Genomic DNA, 19,753 nt, shown 5'->3' on the forward strand with positions numbered 1-19,753 from the left:
AAATCAAACAATTTCAAACAAAAAATCCCTTTTCCGAATGAAAAAGGGACTGTGATTGTTTACTATATTTAAAATTTAAATCTTATAAAATCTGTCTTAAAACAAATTTTTCGACAGATACAAGACCAATTCTCCAATATCTTCACAAACCGCATTCATGGCCGGTTGATGGTTCTGATACCAAACACCCGTCCCATCTGGAATATAGCCTCGTTTGATGTACAATCTCTGGGCAGGTCCATACCCTGAATGGAGCCCAACACCAAGGGTCACATTATCCGATATGAGCCTAACTCGTTTTTCTGCTTCTTCCAGCAAGAGATTTCCAATACCTTGATTTTGAAAAGGTTCAAATACATTGAAATCTGAAAGTTCTGGAGCCATTCCAGCAAAGGGACCCTGCTTAGCGCAGGGCAAAATTGTGATATAACCCGCTAAAGCACCCTCAACCTCTGCAACTAAGACTTCTCTCTCCCCACATTCTTGCTCCTTAAAGTATCGAGTTAAAATCTCCTCTCTACTTGGCCAACCTTGGCTGATAAATCCTCGAGATAGTTCTTTTATGTCAGATTCTTGCATTTTTCTAATTGAACATGTCGTCTTCATAAGCTGCTCCTTTATAGCTTTCTCCTACCATTATAGCACGATAATAAAGATTAAAAGAAAAAACCTAGTAAGACAAAAGAATCTTACTAGGTCAACAGGGAATCCTTTCTAACAAAGTCCTATAAAATCTGAAAAAGAGGTCCACTCAGACCTGAAAAAAAGACCCGTAAGGGTCTTAATTCGCTTTCTTATTTCCGAGCTCATGAAAAAGAGGTCCACTGGACCTCTTTTTTAATCTTCGTTTACGAAAGGCATCAAAGCCATTACGCGAGCGCGTTTGATAGCTGTTGTTACTTTACGTTGGTTTTTAGCTGAAGTTCCTGTTACACGACGAGGAAGGATTTTCCCACGTTCTGAAACGAAACGGCTAAGAAGCTCAGTATCTTTGTAATCAACATATTCAATTTTGTTTGCTGCGATGTAATCAACTTTTTTACGGCGTTTGAATCCGCCACGACGTTGTTGAGCCATGTTTTTTCTCCTTTATAGTATTAATTGTCCATTAGAATGGTAAATCATCATCTGAAATGTCCAATGGATTGGTTGCTCCAAATGGATTTTCAGAACGTGAAAAGTCTGGTACTGGATTTGCAGGTGCTGATTGACCAGCAGTTGGTGCAGAATAAGCTCCACCTGTATGTCCTTCACGCACTCCGCGGCTTTCCAACATTTGGAAATTCTCAGCCACGACTTCTGTTACGTAGACACGTTGTCCTTGCTGGTTATCGTAACTACGAGTCTGGATACGGCCTGTGATCCCGATAAGAGAGCCTTTCTTAGCCCAGTTAGCAAGATTTTCAGCCTGTTGGCGCCACATAACGACATTGATGAAATCAGCCTCACGTTCGCCATTTTGACTCTTAAATGTACGGTTTACTGCAAGAGTAAAAGTCGCAACTGCTACATTTGATGGGGTATAACGCAACTCAGCGTCACGTGTCATACGCCCTACAAGTACAACATTGTTAATCATAATTTACCTTCTTACGCGTCAAGTTTGACGATCATGTGACGAAGAATGTCAGCGTTGATTTTTGAAAGACGGTCAAACTCTTTAAGAGCTGCGTCATCGTTTGCTTCAACGTTAACGATGTGGTAAAGTCCTTCGCGGAAATCTTGGATTTCATATGCAAGACGACGTTTTTCCCATGATTTTGATTCAACAACAGTTGCACCGTTGTCAGTCAAGATAGAGTCAAAACGTGCTACCAAAGCGTTTTTCGCTTCTTCTTCAATATTTGGACGAATGATATAAAGAATTTCGTATTTAGCCATTGATATTTCCTCCTTTTGGTCTAATGACCCCTAGTCTTTGCAAGGGGTAAGTGAGGTTTGCTCACAATAAACTATTATACTAGAAAAACTGATAGATAGCAAGTAAAAAAGATAAAAGTGAAAAAATAACTTTATTACTTAGAAATAACATCCTCTTCCAGTTTCAAAGCTCCAGCCATCTCTTTCAAAATGAAAAATAGCAAAAAGCTGGCTAGTACTAAAATGAGCCCTAAGTAAAGGAAGGCTACTACAAATCCTAGATAATCAATCAACCATCCCGTCAGAGGAAAAATGATAATCATGCTTAGGCTGAACATCATAGAGTAGACACTTAGCATGGTTGCCCGTACCTCACTTGGGAGTCGCTTTTGTAAATCATTATCAAAAATCGGCTGAAAGAGAGCATATAAGGCGTTACTGATCAAATAAACCAAAATATAAATCAGCGGCGTACCAAAGTAGGAAAGCAAATAAGTTCCTCCCGTCAAGAGTACAAGAATGGGAAAGAGTTTTAAGGCTGAATACCTCTTTCCAATCTTACTTGCTAGATAAACTGCCCAGATATTCAAAACACTGCCCATCAACATGACCATCGAAATCTGCCACCCTTCTAAGTCAGGAAGTTGATTTTGATAGTAAAAATAAAACATGCACATCAGTGTCCCGATGATTTGGGAAAGAATCATCCAACTAAAAAGACTGGGGTTTCTCCGCAACTCCTCTTTGACAGTCCAGATTATTTTTTTCATCGTCAAACGCTCAGATTTTTGCGCTTTAACACTAGGCTCTTTTAGCATCCAAGTTAGGAAAAGAACGATTATAGAAGTAACAATCATGATATAGTAGGTCAAGTGCAATTGACCATGGACAAAAAATCCCGCTAAAACGGTCCCCAAAGACCGAGTCCCTTCTGCGACTCCTGACATAAAACTGGAGATAGACAAGTAGCGCTCTTTTAATCCAGCCTCCACGGCCGAATCATAAACCATGGCTGCACTCGTCCCCGAATCAAAATTATAAGACAAGGCACTCACCACCATAGCGAGTGCGTAAATCCAAAAATTACCTTGCCCTGCTAACATGAGAATAGACGAGGCAATCCCAGCTATTCGACTTAAATATAGATTGGTTTTATAGGAATAGCGGTCAGCTAACATTCCTGAGGGAATTTCACAGATGACACTGGTGGCATGAAAAATACTTTCCAATAAGCCAATCTGCCAAAGCGACATCCCGTTTTGACTGAGAAATAGAATCCAAAAGCTGGTAATGCCCAGAAAGGCAAAAAATTCCACACCAGCCATGAGACCGATATTCTTCCGGTAATTTCGTTTAAACATAGTTTCTCCTTTAACAAGTGTATTTGTATCTTTGTGTTTGTCACTTGTTAAGCTGTGCTTTACATGTTCTCCACCTCTTCTTTCTTCTACTTTGAAAAAACGCCCTAAGGGCGTTTGGATTCATTTTATGGTTTGATACGATGCAACATACGTGGGAATGGAATGGCTTCACGGATGTGTTTGGTTCCAGCTGCGAAGGTTATCATACGCTCGATACCGATACCAAATCCTCCGTGTGGAACTGTACCGTATTTACGAAGGTCAAGATAGAATTCATACTCTGTACGATCCATACCAAGTTCATCCATCTTAGCTACAAGGGCATCGTAGTCTTCCTCACGCATAGAACCACCGATGATTTCTCCGTAACCTTCTGGTGCGAGCAAGTCTGCACAAAGCACGCGCTCTGGATTTCCAGGAACTGGTTTCATGTAGAAGGCCTTGATAGCTGCTGGGTAGTTCATAACAAATGTCGGCACACCAAAGTGGTTTGAAATCCACGTTTCGTGTGGTGAACCAAAGTCATCGCCATGTTCCAAATGCTCGTAGTCAGCATCTTCATCGTTTTCATGCTCTTGCAAGAGGTCAATGGCTTGATCGTAAGTGATGCGTTTGAATGGCTCTGCAATGTAGCGTTTCAAGAGCTCTGTATCACGTTCCAAGGTTTCCAAGGCTTGAGGTGCACGGTCAAGGACACCTTGAAGAAGGGCTTTTACGTAAGCTTCTTGCAAATCAAGTGACTCATCGTGTGTCAAGTAAGAATACTCTGCGTCCATCATCCAGAACTCAGTCAAGTGACGGCGCGTTTTTGATTTCTCCGCACGGAATACTGGACCAAAGTCAAAGACACGGCCAAGAGCCATAGCTCCTGCTTCTAGGTAAAGTTGACCTGATTGGCTCAAGTAGGCTGGCGTTCCAAAGTAGTCAGTTTCAAAGAGTTCAGTTGAATCTTCTGCCGCATTTCCTGAAAGAATTGGGCTATCAAACTTCATGAAGCCGTTCTTGTCAAAGAACTCATAAGTTGCATAAATGATAGCGTTACGGATTTGCATCACAGCCACTTGCTTGCGAGAACGGAGCCACAAGTGACGGTTGTCCATCAAGAAGTCTGTTCCGTGTTCTTTTGGTGTGATAGGGTAGTCTTGAGATTCACCGATCACTTCGATGTCTGTAATATCCAACTCATAGCCAAACTTAGAACGTTCGTCTTCTTTGACAATTCCTGTCACATAAACAGAAGTTTCTTGACTCAAGTGTTTGATCGTTTCAAATTTTTCAAGACCTACCTCTTCACCAAATTTTTCTACAAAGTTTGGTTTAAAGGCTACACCTTGGAAGAAGGCTGTTCCATCACGCAATTGCAAGAAGGCAATTTTCCCTTTTCCTGATTTATTGGCAACCCAGGCTCCGATGGTCACTTCTTGACCAACGTAGTCTTTTACATCGATAATTGTTACACGTTTTGTCATAATCTATCTTCCTTTTTTCGTTTAACTTGTCCGAAGACATCATTACCCACTATTTTACCATAAATAGAATGTGATAGCTAGGTTCTACTAGAGAAAAATCGCGAGATTTTCGTTACAAAAAATCTTCGCCAAAAAGGCGAAGATTCTAAGTTTTATTTTTCCATAAATTGATGCAAACGACGAATCGCTTCTTTCAAGGTGTCCAAGTCAGTTGCATAACTGAGACGAACATTTTCTGGCGCCCCAAATCCTGCTCCTGTAATCAAGGCAAGACCGACTTCTTCAAGGATAGCTGTTGTAAACTCCGTAACATCGGTATAGCCCTTCATCTCCATCGCTTTCTTAACATTTGGGAAAAGATAAAAGGCTCCTTGGGGCTTGACAACTTCAAATCCTGGCACTTGGCACAAGAGAGGGTAAATAGTGTTCAAACGTTCCTCAAAAGCCTGACGCATGGTTTCGACAGAGTCTTGTGGCCCAGTTAGGGCTTCAATGGTAGCATATTGCGATACGGCAGTCAGATTGGAGGTTGTTTGTCCTGTTAGTTTGCTCATAGCAGCGATAATTTCAGGATTTCCCACAGCATAACCTACCCGCCAACCAGTCATGGCATAGGCCTTAGATACACCGTTAATCACAATGGTTTGCTTGCGAATGGCTTCTGACAAACTAGAAATTGGAACAAATTCGTTCCCGTTATAAACCAGACGTCCATAAATATCATCTGCTAGGATAAGGACATCATGCGCAACAGCCCAATTTCCGATAGCCCTGAGTTCCTCACGAGAGTAAATCATACCAGTCGGATTCGATGGCGAATTGAGAACCAAGACCTTGGTCTTATCTGTTCGGGCTGCTTCTAGCTGCTCTACTGTTACTTTAAAGTAATTGTCTTCCTTGGCCTGGACAAAAACTGGCACACCTTCTGCCATCTTGACTTGGTCTCCATAACTAACCCAGTATGGTGTAGGGATGATGACCTCATCACCTGGATTGACCACGGCCATAAAAAAGGTATAGAGAGAGAACTTAGCACCTGTGGCAAAGGTAACCTCGTTAGCCGCTACGGAATACCCATAGTAGCGTTCAAAATAGGTATTAACCGCCGCTTTTAACTCTGGTAGGCCTGAAGCAACTGTATAAAAGGAAGCTCGTCCATCTCGAATCGCTTCTACCGCTGCATCCTGAATGTTTTCAGGAGTATGAAAATCAGGCTGTCCCAAGGTTAAGAAAAGAACGTCTTTTCCCTGAGCTTTTAATGCTTTGGCTCTTGCATCACTAGCTAGAGTGACGCTTTCTTCCATTTCTAGTACACGTTTGGATAGTTTCATATGCCCTCCTTATTGGATCACTGCTCCTGTTTCAAAGTCGACCAGATAGTACTGGTTTCCTGACTTGACTTCCCAAATCGGCTTGTCCTGATAACGACCAAAGGTAATCTTGTCAATGTCGCTAGCTCCTTTTTCCCTCGAAATCGTCGCTGCCTTGTCTTGAGAAATCCCCTTATCAAGCTGATAAACATAAATCTTGTGGTCATTCTTTTCAATCAGTACGGCAATGGCCTCTTGCTTTTTATTATGTCCTAAAATGCTGTAATAACCTTCTAGTCCATTATAGAAATCAACCTGATCTGCCTTTTCCAATTCAGCATACTGCTTGGCCAGTTTTTCTCCTTCAACCCTAGCATCTTGATAGGGTTTCATGCTGAGTGATATCAGATAAAGGAAGGAAGTGGTCATGACTAGTACTACCAGAGCAATGCCGATTCCATACTGTAAAAGTAGCTTGTTTTTTGCTTTTTTCTGTCTTAGTTTCACTCGTCTATTTTACCATCTCTCCTTCTTTATTACAAGTGAAGACAGGAACATTCTAAGATTCTTTTCCTATAAAATGTAAGTTCTTGTTTTTCTCTCTCATTATTGATAAAATAACCTTATGAAACAATATTTGAAAAAGAAAATTTCCGATAATCAACTAGACTTAAAAACAGCTATTGTCCTCAATAAAGCCCTACGAACCTTTAAACCATATGAAGCCAAAGCCGCTAAAGAACACGGGCTAACACCCACTCAATTTTCAGTTTTGGAAACCCTCTATAGCAAGGGGGAACTACGCATTCAGGATTTGATTGAAAAAATGTTGGCCACTTCTGGAAACATGACTGTTGTCATTCGAAATATGGTTCGAGATGGGTGGATTTCTAGAACTTGCGACTCCAAGGATCGTCGCTCTTTTTTCCTGAAATTAACACCTGCAGGACGCAGAAAAATCGAAGAGGTTCTTCCTGACCATATCGATTCGATCGTAGAAGCACTCAGCATCTTGGAAGATGGCGAAAAGGAAGATTTAATCCGCATTTTAAAAAAATTTAAAAATTTGTGAGCAAAATTATTGCTAATTAGTATCATTTGTTGTAACATAGATGGTAACAAAAGGGCTCGCTCTTTGAATTTTAAACTAAAGGAGACACATCATGTCTAAAAAAGTACTATTTATCGTCGGTTCACTTCGCCAAGGTTCTTTCAACCACCAAATGGCCCTCGAAGCTGAAAAAGCACTTGCTGGAAAAGCAGAAGTTAGCTATCTTGATTACTCAGCTGTTCCTCTCTTCAGCCAAGATTTGGAAGTTCCAACTCATCCAGCTGTAGCTGCTGCTCGTGAAGCAGTCCTTGCTGCGGATGCTATCTGGATCTTCTCTCCAGTCTACAACTTCTCTATCCCTGGAACAGTGAAAAACTTGCTTGACTGGCTCTCTCGCGCCATTGACTTGTCTGATACACGTGGTGCTTCTGCCCTCCAAGACAAGTTTGTTACTGTCTCATCTGTAGCCAATGCTGGTCACGATCAACTCTTTGCTATTTACAAAGACCTCTTGCCATTTATCCGTACACAAGTCGTTGGTGATTTTACAGCTGCTCGTGTCAATGACTCTGCTTGGGCAGACGGAAAATTGGTGTTAGAAGAAACAACTGCTTCATCACTTGCCAAACAAGCTGAAGACCTTCTTGTAGCAATCAACTAATCCAGCAAAAACCAGCTCGAATGAGCTGGTTTTATGCTTGTTTCACAAAGACGAGTTCTGAGTCGCTTGATAAATCAGGTCGGTAGTCAAAGCCTGCAAAACTGAGCTTGCGAGCTTGTTCGACTGTTTTGACCTGCCCCTCTATCAAGGCGGTCAAAAAGGCGCCACGGGCTTTTTTTGAAATGGTTGAGTGGATTTTCAACTGACCTACCTTGTCCTCCATAAATTTGAAGGTCACCATCTTTTCTCTGATTTCCTTAGAAAATACAGTTTCAAACTCTGATGACAAAAGAGAAAATATCAAGTCCTCATCCTGTAGCGCCTCATCGTAGGCTGACTTCCAATGAGTCTTGAGTGTTTTACCAGCTACTTTTAATTTCATCAAAAAGTCCAAACGGTGAGGAGCCATGGGAGATAGGGCTGGAACTACGCCATACAAAGCTGATGTAATTAAAACATGATCTTCAAGATAGGTTTGTTCAGCCTCGGTTAACCCATCTCGTTTGATGTAGCGATACATGAGACCGTCAAAGAGTTTCAGGGCTGGATAATTCTTAGCCCTCTGATCTTTTAGAGCTTGAATATTAGTGTACTCTTCTTCTGCTTTCTCGGCAGATACCTTATAAAAAGTCTCTAATTCACTAGCTGAGTAGTGAGCCAGTGAGTCAAGGACTGCCTGACTTTCTTCCCTCAAAGGGAGCGCTTCGACAAGAGGAAGGTTTGTGTTCATTTCTTTGGCTGTTGGGATTAAAATTTTCATATTGTTAGTGTAGCATATTTTTCAATCACGACCAAGAATTTCATCTTAAAAACCTCGGTTCACACCGAGGTTTCTCTGTTTATTTTGGCCATTCTAACCAGATAGCCACGAGAACAAGGGCTGTGCCAGCTAAGCTTGTTAAGATAGATAAGAATTTATCTTTTTTCTCCTTGAACTGAGAAAACCTATTTTTATACTCAATGAAAATCAAAGAGCAAACTAGGAAGCTAGCCGCAGGCAGTACTTGAGTACGGCAAGGCGACGCTGACGTAGTTTGAATTTGATTTTTGAAGAGTATTATTGTACTTTAAAGGTCTTGAGATAATTATCTTTTCCAACTTGACCTTCAAAGGATTGGCCATTTTCAAGGTAAGGTAGGTCGTCTGACACTGAAGCCTTGACCTTATAAATCTTGCCATCAACTTTAAAGAAGTAGACGGTATCCCCCTTGATAACAGCTGATTTAAGGTCTGAAACCACTCCCTTGATACTTTCCACCGTTTCATTATCCAGCTCGAGGTCATTTTTATTGGCATATTTGCTGAGGAGTTCATCTACCGTAGTTGCTACGATGACGTTTTGGTACTCTACTGCATCAACCAATGCATACTCCTTGACCAAGCCTGCATTGTCCTTCAAGCCCATGATATAGAGAGGCTTGTCATTGAGATTAACAAGGATAGGGAAGGTAGCCTTGTAGGCCTTCTCTTGCACTGCTCCTTCTGCAGAAGCACGGGCAGATTCTTCGGTTGCTGATGCTAGATTGTACTTGGTGATTTCACCTGTACGCATGTTTTCAAGGATAAAACCTAAATTACTTTCGTCAGCATTTGCTGAAGTCACCCCCGTGTAGAGATAAATGTCATTTCCGATAGAAAGATAGTTATAGCCCTCTGTCGTTTGGGTAACATTTTTCTTAGAGATCAAGGCATTCCAGAAACCGTCTTTATACTTGCCGTTGTAATTGATTTGCTCGATGGTTTCTTCCGCTGGATAGACACGATCCACCCATTCTGGCACTTCATCCAAGCTGTATTCCTTGGTTTCTCCATTGGTAGCGTCTAAAATAATAACAGATGACGGACGAGGTACTCCTAGACCAAACTGCTTTTGATAAACGGTTGCTACATAGAAAGGATTGCCTTCATCATCCACCTCAAAGGAGGGCGTTTTAAAAATCTTGGTTGGGTACTTGATCCGAAGATGACGTTTGACGTCTCGGTTAAAATACTCGGAGTCTGAATACTTCATTGGCGTTTTTAAATCCACCAATTCCGCATTTCCTGTCACCATATCAACCTTGATATACTCGCCAATTCCCTTGGACTGATTATTAAACCATTTGATCGGGTCGGCATACTCCAAAGGAGTTACTCGATAAGGTTTGCCATCAACCGTCAGCTGGGTATAAGTATCTGCTGCTACGTACTGGGAGACCTTATCCGTCAGAGAGCCTAGATAACGATCTCCAATCTTCTCTGCAGTGCTCCGATCTAGGATTGGAACCTTACTGGTATCACTCTTAGGAAAATCTTTAAAATCTTTTTCTGTGATAGACACCACATTAGCATAATTTTTTGCTTGGAAAAAGCTAGAGGTTACTAGGCTTACCAGACCAGCAAGGGCAAAAATGATAGCTGCAGTCAGAAACAATCCTCTACTAAGTTTGGTAAAAAGGAATCCTTCTAGATTGAGATCTTTGGTAGCCTTGCCATGGCGTAGGTGAACAGTTTTGAGGAGATTGGTATCCTTGCGGAAACTAAACAAAATCCCCATCACCACCAAATGCCCACAGAGAAAGAAGATGAATTCCCAACTAGTCAGATTGAAGGGTGGTAAAAATATATACCAGGTCGTTGCGATAAAAACAAGTTCAAATAGTATGCGTTTCATCTGAATTCCTCCTAAATAATCCGTCCTTCCAAATGATCCAGTTCATGTTGGCAGATCTGAGCTGGAAAACCTGTTAACGTAATGGTCTGTTCCTGCCACTTACTATCTCGATAGGAAACCGTAATCGTTTCATAACGAGTTGTTGATCGCACCCCAGTCAAGGACAAACACCCTTCCTCTGTCTCGTAAGGTCCTATGTAGGAAAGGAGAACGGGATTAAACATAACCATGGGAACCAAGCCAAGATTAAAGATAATGACACGCTTCTGCACACCAATCATATTGGCCGCTAGACCGACACAGGTCTCGCGATTAGCCAGCAGGGTATCCTGCAAATCCTTAGCCAGATAAAGGTCTTCCTGACTTGCAGGTTTCGAGACCTGCGACAAGAATAAGACATCTCGGACAATTTTCTTTTCCATTCTCTTACGCTCCTTACATCTTTACTTTATTATAGCACAAAAGGGGGCAACTTCTAGTCCTTTCCCTCAAATACAAAAAAAGCCATCCGAAGATGACTTTCTTTTTAAATCGCGTTCTTATCAAGACCAAGTTTACGTTGAACAAACTTGACGATTTCGACGATAAGTATCATTGAGAAGCTTCCAGCTAGAACAATAGCCCATTGTGACAAGTCTAGTTTGGTTACGTGGAAGATACCTTCAAGTGGTTCTACAACGATCGTTGCCATAAGAAGAATGAAGGATACCAAGATTGACCAGTTGAAGGTCTTAGACTTGAATGGTCCGACTGTCAAGATGGATTGGTAAACAGACTTGACGTTGTAGGCATGGAAGAGCTGAATCAAACCAAGCGTTGCAAAGGCCATAGTGAGGGCATCCGCGTGAATGGCTTGGTTGTCTCCTACATGAACTGGATAGGCAAGAGCAAGACCATAAACAGTCAAGACGAGAGCACCTTGGAGTACACCTTGATAAATAATGGAACTCATGACCCCACCTGAGAAGAAGCTTGATTTGCGTCCACGTGGTTTGTGGGTCATAACACCTGGCTCAGCTGGTTCAACACCAAGAGCGATAGCTGGGAAGGTATCGGTTACCAAGTTGATCCACAAGAGATGAACTGGCTGCAAGACATCCCAACCAAACAAGGTTGATAGGAAGATGGTTAATACTTCAGCCGTATTGGCAGAAAGCAAGTACTGAATAGTCTTTTGAATGTTTGAGAAGACCTTACGTCCTTCTTCAACTGCGACAATGATAGTCGCAAAGTTATCATCTGCAAGAATCATGTCAGATGCACCCTTAGAAACCTCAGTACCAGTGATTCCCATACCGATACCAATGTCGGCTGTTTTCAGAGCCGGAGCGTCATTAACACCGTCACCTGTCATGGCAACGACCTTACCTTGGTTTTGCCAAGCTTTCACGATACGAACCTTGTGTTCTGGAGATACACGCGCATAAACAGAGTATTGACCAACGACTTTTTCAAATTCTTCATCAGAAAGTTCGTTAAGCTCAGCACCTGTCAAGACATGGTCTTCCGAGTCATTTTCATCGATAATTCCCAAACGTTTGGCAATAGCTTCTGCTGTGTCTTGGTGGTCACCAGTAATCATGATTGGACGGATTCCCGCTTCCTTAGCGACACGAACGGCTTCTGCCGCTTCGGCACGCTCAGGGTCAATCATCCCAATCAAACCAGTAAAGATTAAGTTGTTTTCAAGCTCCTCAGAAGTAGGATTTTCTGGAATACTATCGATAATCTTATAAGCACCCGCAAGAACACGCAGAGCTTGGTGAGCCATGTCAGAGTTGTTTGTATGGATTAATTCAGTGACTTTCTCATCAATCGGAGCAACATCTCCAGCTTTATCACGAGCAACACAACGTTTCAAAAGTTGATCTGGAGCCCCTTTGACTGCTACGAGGAATTTACCATCTGGCAATGGATGAACTGTCGACATGAGTTTACGATCTGAGTCAAATGGTAACTCAGCTACACGAGGATATTGCTCTAAAAATCCTTTAACATCGTAACCCTTGTCCAAGGCATACTGGATGAAGGCTGTTTCCGTTGGATCCCCGATCAGGTTTCCTTCAGCATCAATCTTGGTATCGTTGGCCAAGACAACTGAACGAAGTAGTGGCATGTCCAAGCCAAGTTCAATGTCATCAGCTGAGTCATGTAGGACTGCGTCATAGAAGACTTTCTCGACTGTCATCTTGTTCATGGTAAGCGTACCAGTCTTATCAGAAGCGATGATTTCAGTCGAACCAAGCGTTTCAACTGCTGGTAACTTACGAACGATAGAGTTTCGTTTGGCCAAAACTTGAGTACCAAGGGCAAGAACGATGGTTACGATAGCTGGGAGTCCTTCTGGAATGGCTGCAACAGCAAGCGCAACAGAGGTCATCAACTCACCAAGTGGATTTTTTCCTTGAATGAAGACACCAACAACAAAAGTAACAAGGGCAATGACCAAAATAGCATAGGTCAAGACCTTAGAAAGGTTGTTCAAGTTTTGTTTGAGTGGTGTGTCCGTCTCATCCGCATCTTGAAGCATACCCGCGATATGACCAACTTCCGTATACATACCTGTATTGACAACAACACCAAGACCACGACCGTAGGTAACGTTTGAGTTTTGGAAAGCCATATTGACACGGTCACCGATACCTGCATCTGTAGCGAGTTCAACTGTCAAGTCTTTTTCGACTGGAACAGACTCACCTGTTAGAGCCGCTTCTTCGATTTTAAGTGAATTGGCTTCTAGCAAACGTAGGTCTGCTGGTACGACGTCACCTGCTTCTAGAGCAACGATATCTCCTGGCACCAATTCTTTGGAATCAATCTCAGCCATGTGTCCATCACGAAGAACGCGAGCAGCTGGACTAGACATAGACTTGAGGGCTTCGATGGCTTCTTCTGCTTTTCCTTCTTGGTAAACACCAAAGGCTGCGTTGATGATAACAACGGCTAGAATAATGATGGCATCTGCGATATCTTCCCCACCAGAAGTTATGACAGACAAGATGGCTGCAGCCACCAAAATAATAATCATCAAATCCTTAAATTGCTCGATAAACTTGACTAGGAGTGATTTTTTCTCACCCTCTTCCAGTTCATTGCGTCCATATTCAGCTAGGCGTTTCTGCGCTTCGCTTGACGAAAGGCCTTGCTCAGTTGCTTCTACTGACTTCAAGACCTCTTCAGGACTCTGAGTATAAAACGCTTGGCGTTTTTGTTCTTTTGACATGTGTCTCCTCCTTGACATTGTGTGCAAAACAGACTCTCTTTCTGTCCTATCTTTTCACGACAAACAAAAAGAGACCTGTTAATCATAACAAGTCTCGCTGTTTAAGATAGTGCCGGAAAACATACTTTTCAGTATACAATTCGGAATGACGACACTATCACAGGTTTCTGCCAGCTACTCCCTTGAGTAGTACTATTATATCAAAATTTGAACAATTTTCAAGGGTTTAAATCCGATGAAACAAGACTAAATTTGAATTTTCCTTTGAAAACCAGTATAATGTAAGAATACTATATGACTAGAAAGGAAGCCCGATGAACCAATCCATGTCAAATCTCAAATTGGCAGAACGTGGAGCCATTATCAGCATTTCGACTTACCTCCTCTTGTCTGCAGCAAAATTGGCAACTGGTCACCTCCTGCATTCTTCCAGTTTGGTGGCAGATGGTTTCAACAACGTATCCGATATTATTGGAAATGTTGCTCTCTTGATTGGGATTCGGATGGCCCGCCAACCTGCAGACCGTGACCATAGCTTTGGTCACTGGAAGATTGAAGATTTGGCTAGCTTGATTACTTCCATCATCATGTTCTATGTTGGTTTTGATGTACTTCGGGACACCATTCAGAAAATCCTTAGTCGGGAACAAACACCCATTGATCCTCTGGGTGCAACTCTAGGAATCATTTCTGCAGCGATTATGTTTGTGGTCTATCTCTACAATACACGCCTCAGTAAGAAATCCAAATCCAAGGCTCTCAAAGCAGCTGCTAAGGACAATCTTTCCGATGCTGTCACCTCGCTTGGGACTTCCATTGCTATCTTAGCCAGCAGTTTCAATTACCCTATCGTGGATAAATTGGTCGCTATCATCATCACCTTCTTTATCTTAAAAACAGCCTATGATATCTTTATCGAGTCTTCCTTCAGTCTTTCAGATGGTTTTGATGACCGTCTGCTAGAGGACTACCAAAAGGCCATCATGGAGATTCCAAAGATTAGTAAGGTCAAGTCCCAAAGAGGGCGGACCTACGGTAGCAATATCTACCTTGATATCACCCTGGAAATGAATCCTGACCTATCAGTCTATGAAAGTCATGAGATTGCGGACCAGGTCGAGTCCATGCTGGAAGAGCGTTTTGGAGTCTTTGATACCGATGTCCATATCGAGCCAGCTCCCATACCTGAGGACGAGATTTTAGACAATGTCTATAAAAAACTGCTCATGCGTGAGCAATTGATTGACCAAGGAAATCAGCTAGAAGAACTCCTTGCTGAGGACTTTCTCTATATCCGTCAAGATGGAGAGCAGATGGATAAAGAGGCTTATAAGTCTGAAAAAGAACTTAGTGCTGCGATTAAGGACATTCAGATTACCTCCATTAGTCAGAAAACCAAACTCATTTGCTATGAGCTAGATGGTATCGTCCATACCAGTATCTGGCGTCGCCATGAAACTTGGCAAAACATCTTCCATCAGGAAACTAAAAAAGAAGACAAACAATGACCCTATCCAGTGGATAGGGCCTTTTTGATTATTCCACTTTAAGCAAAGACGGACTATGACGGTTTGGAAGATTTGCTTTTCGAAGCTTGTTTTGCCTCTTTTCTTGCTTGACGATTTTGTTCGATACGCCATTCTCTTTCATAGTACTTCATGGCATCATAGACCCTTTCAGGAAGTCCTACATCTAGTAGAAAGATCGGGATAATTAAATCTGCTGACTGATGAAAAGGGAGAATCCTTCTCTTCAACAGAGCTAGAAAGAATTGGGATTTCACATTTTCCTTGTTTTTAAAATAGACTTCAATCCGATAAGAATCCCTATACTTCCCTCGAATCCGAGAGAAGGAAAAGTCCTCTACATCTGCCCAAGCGTAGAAATGACTAGGTTTCTTTGGATTTTGTTTGTAGTAAAACCCCTCGACAGTACATCTCAAATATTCCTTATCGGAGCTTAACAACCTGTATGTCTGATAAACAACTACTCCAGCGCAAAAAAGTACAAGCAGCATTAACAAAAGACTTATCGTATGAAGTCCCGTCCCCTTTTCCGAATACGAATGGAGATAATAGAGAGGTAACAAGAAGAAAAGCACCGAAGCTAGGCCAAACAAGGCATTCCAAATGATTTTCTTGGGACTACGTTTAATGACTTTTTCTTCCATCATGCCAACTCACTTAAATATTCATAACGTTCGTATTTTTCAAGGAGTGCTTCGTTTTTCTCATCCAGTTCTTTTTGGAGAGTAGCCAGCTTACCAAAGTCAGAGCCATTTGCCTGCATTTCTTCTTCAATAGCAGCGATACGATTTTCCAAGGCTTCAATTTCGCCTTCAATGCTTGCCCACTCCTGCTTTTCTTGGTAGGTCATGCGTTTCTTGTCTTCACGGACCTTGACCACTTTCTCCTTTTCGGCCTTTTGCACTTGATTGGCCATCTCTGTTTCAAAGGCTTTTTCATCAAGGTAGTCGGTGTAATGGCCAAAGAAAGGACGAATCTTGCCATTCTCAAAGGCGAGAATCTTGGTCGCTACCTTATCCAAGAAATAACGGTCGTGGCTAACTGTCAAGACAGGACCTGCAAAGCCCTGTAAGAAATTTTCCAAGACTGTCAAAGTCGCAATATCTAGGTCATTGGTCGGCTCGTCCAAAAGAAGAACATTGGGTTTTTCCAAGAGCAATTTGAGAAGATAAAGGCGTTTTTTCTCTCCACCAGACAATTTCTCAATCAAGGTTCCATGCGTCGAACGTGGGAAGAGAAACTGCTCTAGCAACTCTGCAATGGAAGTCGTAGAACCACCACTGGTCTTAACCTCTTCTGCTACTTCCTGCAGGTAATTGATAACCCGTTTGCTTTCATCCAAACCTTCAATTTGTTGAGAAAAATAGGCGATGCGAACCGTCTCACCGATGATAACTTGACCTTTAGTCGGCTCAAGACTTCCTGCGATGAGATTAAGCAGAGTTGACTTCCCGACACCGTTGTCCCCAACGATTCCGATACGGTCTTTGGCTTGCACCAAGAGATTAAAATCTTGCAAAATGGGCTTGTTTTCATAGGCAAAGGAAACATCCTGAAACTCGATGACTTTCTTCCCAATCCGACTGGTTTCAAAGTTCATGGTCAAGTCTGTATCAGCAACGCCACCTGAAACTTCCTTTTTCAAATCGTGGAAACGATTGATACGAGCCTGCTGCTTGGTCGCACGCGCTTGCGGTTGTCTGCGCATCCAAGCCAATTCTTGTTTGTAGAGTTGCTCCTTTTTGTGAAGGAGAGCAGCGTCACGCTCATCTTGCTCAGCCTTGAGACGAACATAGTCCTGATAATTTCCCTGATACTCGGTCAAGCCTGCTCGGTCCAACTCGAAAATCCGCGTTGATAGTGCATCTAGGAAATAGCGATCGTGGGTGATAAAGAGAACTGTCTTCTTGGAATTTTTCAAAAAGAGAGTCAGCCACTCAATGGTCGCAATGTCCAAGTGGTTGGTCGGCTCGTCCAGTAACAAGAGGTCGTGGTTGCCTAGGAGAACTTGCGCCAACTGAACCCGTCTTCTCAGACCGCCTGACAATTCACCAACTGGAGTCGACAAGTCCTGAATACCCAGCTTGCTGAGGACCGTCTTGACCTGGCTTTCAATTTCCCAGGCTTGGAGAGAATCCATCTCTGCCATGACCCGTTCCAAACGAGCCTGCTTGTCCTCACTGTAATTGAGCATGATTAACTCATACTCACGAATCAACTGGATTTCCTTGAGGTCGCTGGAGAGAACCGTATCCAAAACTGTCTTGCTATCATCAAAATCAGGATCCTGGGTCAAGTAGCCAATCTTATAGTCATTCTTTGCCGAAAAGGGACTGACATCCCCATCAAAGCCAGAAACACCAGAAAGAACGTCTAACAGAGTGGTCTTACCCGTTCCATTGACACCTATTAGACCGATTCTATCCAAGTCATGGATGATAAAAGAAATATCCTTAAAAACGGTCTTATCACCGACGGATTTGCTTAGTTTTTCAACGATAAAATCACTCATTTTTTCTCCCTCAGGTAAGTATGGATGGCTTGACGGTCGTTTTCCAACTCTCCATCGACAATGGCAAACTCAATCTCTGTTAAAATCTCTCCCAAGTCTGGTCCTGGCTGGTAACCATATTCCTTAATCAAAATTCCACCGTTAATCTGAATTTCTTTCTTATCATGAATGGTCAAACTATGGTAAGTTTCTTTGATGGCTTGTGGGTTGACTTCTTTTCCTTGGGCCTGACGAAGACTTTCGGCTTGTAGAAGGGAATCCAAATCAAAGCGGTAACAATCGCGCTTGCTCAGCTCTCCTTCTTCTCGCAAAGCCAAAATGGTCAGCAAATCCTGAACCTGCTTGGCAAATTGTCGTGAGGTTTTCCATGCCTTCAAAAATGGCTGAGCATCCTTAATCTCCAAAGCCCACAAGAGGGCCGCCCAGGCTTGCTCAGAAGACTCAAAGGTGAAATCCGCCTCTAAATCAAACAATTTTTGAAGCTTTTCTCGACTGGCTGCCATATCAGGGAGATAATCATAAGCTTGACTCTCAATCATGGAAGACAGACCAACTCGCCAAAAAGGTGCCAGCAAGAGCTTATCAAACTCAACAAAGGTTCGCTCCACAGAAATTTTCTCCAAGAGTGGCGTCAAAGTCTTCATCGCTTCAAATGTTTCTTGCTCAAGTTCAAAACCAAGACTGGCCTGAAAACGAAAACCACGCATAATGCGCAAAGCATCTTCATTGAAACGTTCACTAGCCACTCCAACTGCTCGCAAGACTTGGTTTTCCAAATCCTCTAAACCATGGAACAAGTCAATAATTTCGCCTGTCTCATCCAAGGCAAAGGCATTAACTGTGAAGTCACGGCGCTTGAGGTCTTCTTCTAGCGAACGCACAAAGGAAACCGCACTGGGTCTGCGATAGTCTACATAGACATCCTCTGTCCGAAAGGTGGTTACCTCATACTCCTCGTCCCCATCTAAAACCAAGACAGTTCCGTGCTCGATTCCGATATCAGCTGTGCGGGAAAATATCTGCTTGGTTTCCTCTGGATAAGAAGAAGTCGCAATATCCACATCATGGATGGGACGATTGAGGAGGGCATCTCGAACAGAGCCCCCAACAAAATAGGCCTCAAAGCCTGCTTCTTTAATTTTTTCTAATACTGGTAAAGCCTTCTGAAATTCAGAAGGCATTTGCGTTAATCTCATAATAAGTGTTCTAATCCATAGACAAGCTCATGACGCTTGACAACTTCTTTGATTCCCAAATTCACCCCTGTCATGAAGGAGCTGCGATCATAGGAGTCATGACGGAGGGTCAATCCTTCTCCCTGATTGCCAAAGATGACTTCCTGATGGGCTACCAAGCCTGGTAGACGAACTGAGTGGATGCGCATGCCATCAAAGTCAGCACCACGGGCACCCGCAATCAATTCTTCCTCATCAGGCGCACCTTGCTGGATTGATTCCCGAACTTCCGCCATCAACTCAGCTGTTTTGATAGCTGTTCCACTCGGAGCATCTTTTTTCTTGTCATGATGGAGCTCGATAATCTCCACATTTGGGAAATATTTGGCAGCTTGCGCCGCAAATTGCATCAGCAAGACAGCTCCCAAGGCAAAGTTAGGGGCAATCAAGCCACCCAAATCTTGTTTACGGGAAAATGCTTTGAGTTCTGCAATTTCTTCACTAGTGAATCCAGTTGTTCCTACGACAGGAGCAAAGCCATTTTCAAGAGCAAAGCGTGTATTTTCATAGGCAACAGCTGGTATGGTGAAATCCACCCAGACATCCGCTTCAAAACCAGCCAAGGCAGCCTTATCATTAAAGACAGGAATACCCTGCCACTCTGACTCAGACTCAAAAGGATCCAAAACTGCGACCAAGTCCAAGTCAGGATCAACCAAGACCATCTGACAAGCAGCTTGGCCCATCTTTCCCTTAAAACCGGCAATAATTACTCGAATACTCATCTCTACTCCTGTCTAAGATACAAAGCCTGCAAGAACACAAAGTGAAAATAGGAGTTCTGATCAAGGAGTGTCTACTCCTCGGAAGAACTATCTTTTTCACACAGTGTTCCAGGCGTGTTCAATTATCAAGATACAAAGGACGTTAGCTGTCCATGAAAAATAGGGAA

General features: G+C 42.7%; 20 protein-coding genes. 3 read left to right on the forward strand and 17 right to left on the reverse strand.

The genetic code is table 11. The features are described 5' to 3' along the window. Positions 1–96: 96 nt before the first annotated feature. From HMPREF0849_RS06650 to HMPREF0849_RS06685, 8 genes are all read right to left on the reverse strand, one after another. Positions 97–606 (reverse strand): GNAT family N-acetyltransferase, encoded by a 510-nt coding sequence (locus HMPREF0849_RS06650; RefSeq protein ID WP_000858589.1) that lies wholly within the window; start codon positions 604–606, stop codon positions 97–99. 231 nt (positions 607–837) lie between these two features. After that, positions 838–1,077, reverse strand: coding sequence for a 30S ribosomal protein S18 (gene rpsR, locus HMPREF0849_RS06655; protein WP_000068664.1), 240 nt, complete (start codon positions 1,075–1,077; stop codon positions 838–840). Between the two features lie 31 nt (positions 1,078–1,108). Continuing rightward, positions 1,109–1,579, reverse strand: a complete 471-nt coding sequence (ssbA, locus tag HMPREF0849_RS06660) for a single-stranded DNA-binding protein SsbA (RefSeq protein WP_000609596.1) — start codon at positions 1,577–1,579, stop codon at positions 1,109–1,111. Positions 1,580–1,590: 11 nt separating this feature from the next. Then, positions 1,591–1,881 (reverse strand): 30S ribosomal protein S6, encoded by a 291-nt coding sequence (gene rpsF / locus HMPREF0849_RS06665; RefSeq protein WP_001151782.1) that lies wholly within the window; start codon positions 1,879–1,881, stop codon positions 1,591–1,593. Between the two features lie 134 nt (positions 1,882–2,015). Next, the gene (locus HMPREF0849_RS06670; protein ID WP_000476802.1) at positions 2,016–3,221 is read right to left on the reverse strand and encodes an MFS transporter; all 1,206 of its coding nucleotides are present in this window, start codon (positions 3,219–3,221) and stop codon (positions 2,016–2,018) included. A 125-nt stretch (positions 3,222–3,346) separates the two neighbouring features. Then, a complete protein-coding gene (asnS, locus tag HMPREF0849_RS06675) occupies positions 3,347–4,690 on the reverse strand; it encodes an asparagine--tRNA ligase (RefSeq protein WP_000167166.1) in 1,344 nt (447 codons plus the stop codon). Positions 4,691–4,842: 152 nt separating this feature from the next. Next, entirely contained in the window at positions 4,843–6,021 is a 1,179-nt protein-coding gene (locus HMPREF0849_RS06680; protein WP_000777448.1) for a pyridoxal phosphate-dependent aminotransferase, read from the reverse strand. Between the two features lie 9 nt (positions 6,022–6,030). Further along, the gene (locus tag HMPREF0849_RS06685; RefSeq protein ID WP_000776856.1) at positions 6,031–6,507 is read right to left on the reverse strand and encodes a cell wall elongation regulator TseB-like domain-containing protein; all 477 of its coding nucleotides are present in this window, start codon (positions 6,505–6,507) and stop codon (positions 6,031–6,033) included. A gap of 118 nt (positions 6,508–6,625) precedes the next feature. On the opposite strand from HMPREF0849_RS06685, the gene HMPREF0849_RS06690 reads away from it, so the two are divergent. Together HMPREF0849_RS06690 and HMPREF0849_RS06695 are read left to right on the forward strand one after the other, a co-directional pair. Further along, entirely contained in the window at positions 6,626–7,072 is a 447-nt protein-coding gene (locus HMPREF0849_RS06690; RefSeq protein ID WP_000816325.1) for a MarR family winged helix-turn-helix transcriptional regulator, read from the forward strand. A gap of 91 nt (positions 7,073–7,163) precedes the next feature. Next, positions 7,164–7,712 carry an NADPH-dependent FMN reductase gene (locus HMPREF0849_RS06695; protein WP_000039629.1) on the forward strand — a complete coding sequence of 183 codons (549 nt, stop codon included), beginning with the start codon at positions 7,164–7,166 and terminating at the stop codon, positions 7,710–7,712. 31 nt (positions 7,713–7,743) lie between these two features. Here HMPREF0849_RS06695 and yaaA read toward each other — a convergent pair whose 3' ends face one another. The 5 genes from yaaA to HMPREF0849_RS06715 all read right to left on the reverse strand — a co-directional run bounded on the left by yaaA (position 7,744) and on the right by HMPREF0849_RS06715 (position 13,588). Further along, positions 7,744–8,472, reverse strand: a complete 729-nt coding sequence (gene yaaA / locus HMPREF0849_RS06700; protein WP_000697804.1) for a peroxide stress protein YaaA — start codon at positions 8,470–8,472, stop codon at positions 7,744–7,746. A gap of 79 nt (positions 8,473–8,551) precedes the next feature. Further along, on the reverse strand, positions 8,552–8,683 hold the full coding sequence (locus tag HMPREF0849_RS10055; RefSeq protein WP_002879846.1) for a DUF3953 domain-containing protein: 132 nt from the start codon (positions 8,681–8,683) through the stop codon (positions 8,552–8,554). A gap of 86 nt (positions 8,684–8,769) precedes the next feature. Beyond that, positions 8,770–10,365: a hypothetical protein gene (locus tag HMPREF0849_RS06705; protein WP_000821454.1), complete on the reverse strand. Its 1,596-nt coding sequence runs from the start codon at positions 10,363–10,365 to the stop codon at positions 8,770–8,772. 11 nt (positions 10,366–10,376) lie between these two features. Beyond that, on the reverse strand, positions 10,377–10,787 hold the full coding sequence (locus tag HMPREF0849_RS06710) for a peptide deformylase (RefSeq protein ID WP_000412254.1): 411 nt from the start codon (positions 10,785–10,787) through the stop codon (positions 10,377–10,379). Between the two features lie 104 nt (positions 10,788–10,891). After that, complete coding sequence (locus HMPREF0849_RS06715; protein WP_000032429.1) at positions 10,892–13,588, reverse strand: cation-translocating P-type ATPase; 2,697 nt, start codon at positions 13,586–13,588, stop codon at positions 10,892–10,894. Between the two features lie 314 nt (positions 13,589–13,902). On the opposite strand from HMPREF0849_RS06715, the gene mntE reads away from it, so the two are divergent. Continuing rightward, entirely contained in the window at positions 13,903–15,096 is a 1,194-nt protein-coding gene (mntE, locus tag HMPREF0849_RS06720) for a CDF family manganese efflux transporter MntE (RefSeq protein WP_001076587.1), read from the forward strand. Between the two features lie 53 nt (positions 15,097–15,149). Here mntE and HMPREF0849_RS06725 read toward each other — a convergent pair whose 3' ends face one another. Genes HMPREF0849_RS06725 through dapB form a run of 4 tightly spaced genes read right to left on the reverse strand, consistent with a single transcriptional unit; the run spans position 15,150 to position 19,586 of the window. Next, a complete protein-coding gene (locus tag HMPREF0849_RS06725) occupies positions 15,150–15,761 on the reverse strand; it encodes a hypothetical protein (RefSeq protein ID WP_000969658.1) in 612 nt (203 codons plus the stop codon). Beyond that, positions 15,758–17,626, reverse strand: coding sequence for an ABC-F family ATP-binding cassette domain-containing protein (locus HMPREF0849_RS06730; protein ID WP_001279097.1), 1,869 nt, complete (start codon positions 17,624–17,626; stop codon positions 15,758–15,760). The genes HMPREF0849_RS06725 and HMPREF0849_RS06730 overlap by 4 nt, the downstream gene beginning before the upstream one ends. Continuing rightward, entirely contained in the window at positions 17,623–18,822 is a 1,200-nt protein-coding gene (locus HMPREF0849_RS06735) for a CCA tRNA nucleotidyltransferase (protein WP_002874759.1), read from the reverse strand. The genes HMPREF0849_RS06730 and HMPREF0849_RS06735 overlap by 4 nt, the downstream gene beginning before the upstream one ends. Further along, positions 18,819–19,586 (reverse strand): 4-hydroxy-tetrahydrodipicolinate reductase, encoded by a 768-nt coding sequence (dapB, locus tag HMPREF0849_RS06740; protein WP_000027907.1) that lies wholly within the window; start codon positions 19,584–19,586, stop codon positions 18,819–18,821. The genes HMPREF0849_RS06735 and dapB overlap by 4 nt, the downstream gene beginning before the upstream one ends. Positions 19,587–19,753: the final 167 nt, after the last annotated feature.

The sequence above is a fragment of the Streptococcus sp. C300 genome (assembly GCF_000187645.1).
GTDB lineage: Bacteria > Bacillota > Bacilli > Lactobacillales > Streptococcaceae > Streptococcus > Streptococcus oralis_CQ.

What these genes read in the sequence shown, in the direction of transcription:
- HMPREF0849_RS06650 (WP_000858589.1), bottom strand. Translation starts at nt 606, where the DNA reads ATGAAGACGACATGTTCAATTAGAAAAATGCAAGAATCTGACATAAAA.
- rpsR (WP_000068664.1), bottom strand. Translation starts at nt 1,077, where the DNA reads ATGGCTCAACAACGTCGTGGCGGATTCAAACGCCGTAAAAAAGTTGAT.
- ssbA (WP_000609596.1), bottom strand. Translation starts at nt 1,579, where the DNA reads ATGATTAACAATGTTGTACTTGTAGGGCGTATGACACGTGACGCTGAG.
- rpsF (WP_001151782.1), bottom strand. Translation starts at nt 1,881, where the DNA reads ATGGCTAAATACGAAATTCTTTATATCATTCGTCCAAATATTGAAGAA.
- HMPREF0849_RS06670 (WP_000476802.1), bottom strand. Translation starts at nt 3,221, where the DNA reads ATGTTTAAACGAAATTACCGGAAGAATATCGGTCTCATGGCTGGTGTG.
- asnS (WP_000167166.1), bottom strand. Translation starts at nt 4,690, where the DNA reads ATGACAAAACGTGTAACAATTATCGATGTAAAAGACTACGTTGGTCAA.
- HMPREF0849_RS06680 (WP_000777448.1), bottom strand. Translation starts at nt 6,021, where the DNA reads ATGAAACTATCCAAACGTGTACTAGAAATGGAAGAAAGCGTCACTCTA.
- HMPREF0849_RS06690 (WP_000816325.1), top strand. Translation starts at nt 6,626, where the DNA reads ATGAAACAATATTTGAAAAAGAAAATTTCCGATAATCAACTAGACTTA.
- HMPREF0849_RS06695 (WP_000039629.1), top strand. Translation starts at nt 7,164, where the DNA reads ATGTCTAAAAAAGTACTATTTATCGTCGGTTCACTTCGCCAAGGTTCT.
- yaaA (WP_000697804.1), bottom strand. Translation starts at nt 8,472, where the DNA reads ATGAAAATTTTAATCCCAACAGCCAAAGAAATGAACACAAACCTTCCT.
- HMPREF0849_RS06705 (WP_000821454.1), bottom strand. Translation starts at nt 10,365, where the DNA reads ATGAAACGCATACTATTTGAACTTGTTTTTATCGCAACGACCTGGTAT.
- HMPREF0849_RS06710 (WP_000412254.1), bottom strand. Translation starts at nt 10,787, where the DNA reads ATGGAAAAGAAAATTGTCCGAGATGTCTTATTCTTGTCGCAGGTCTCG.
- HMPREF0849_RS06715 (WP_000032429.1), bottom strand. Translation starts at nt 13,588, where the DNA reads ATGTCAAAAGAACAAAAACGCCAAGCGTTTTATACTCAGAGTCCTGAA.
- mntE (WP_001076587.1), top strand. Translation starts at nt 13,903, where the DNA reads ATGAACCAATCCATGTCAAATCTCAAATTGGCAGAACGTGGAGCCATT.
- HMPREF0849_RS06725 (WP_000969658.1), bottom strand. Translation starts at nt 15,761, where the DNA reads ATGATGGAAGAAAAAGTCATTAAACGTAGTCCCAAGAAAATCATTTGG.
- HMPREF0849_RS06730 (WP_001279097.1), bottom strand. Translation starts at nt 17,626, where the DNA reads ATGAGTGATTTTATCGTTGAAAAACTAAGCAAATCCGTCGGTGATAAG.
- HMPREF0849_RS06735 (WP_002874759.1), bottom strand. Translation starts at nt 18,822, where the DNA reads ATGAGATTAACGCAAATGCCTTCTGAATTTCAGAAGGCTTTACCAGTA.
- dapB (WP_000027907.1), bottom strand. Translation starts at nt 19,586, where the DNA reads ATGAGTATTCGAGTAATTATTGCCGGTTTTAAGGGAAAGATGGGCCAA.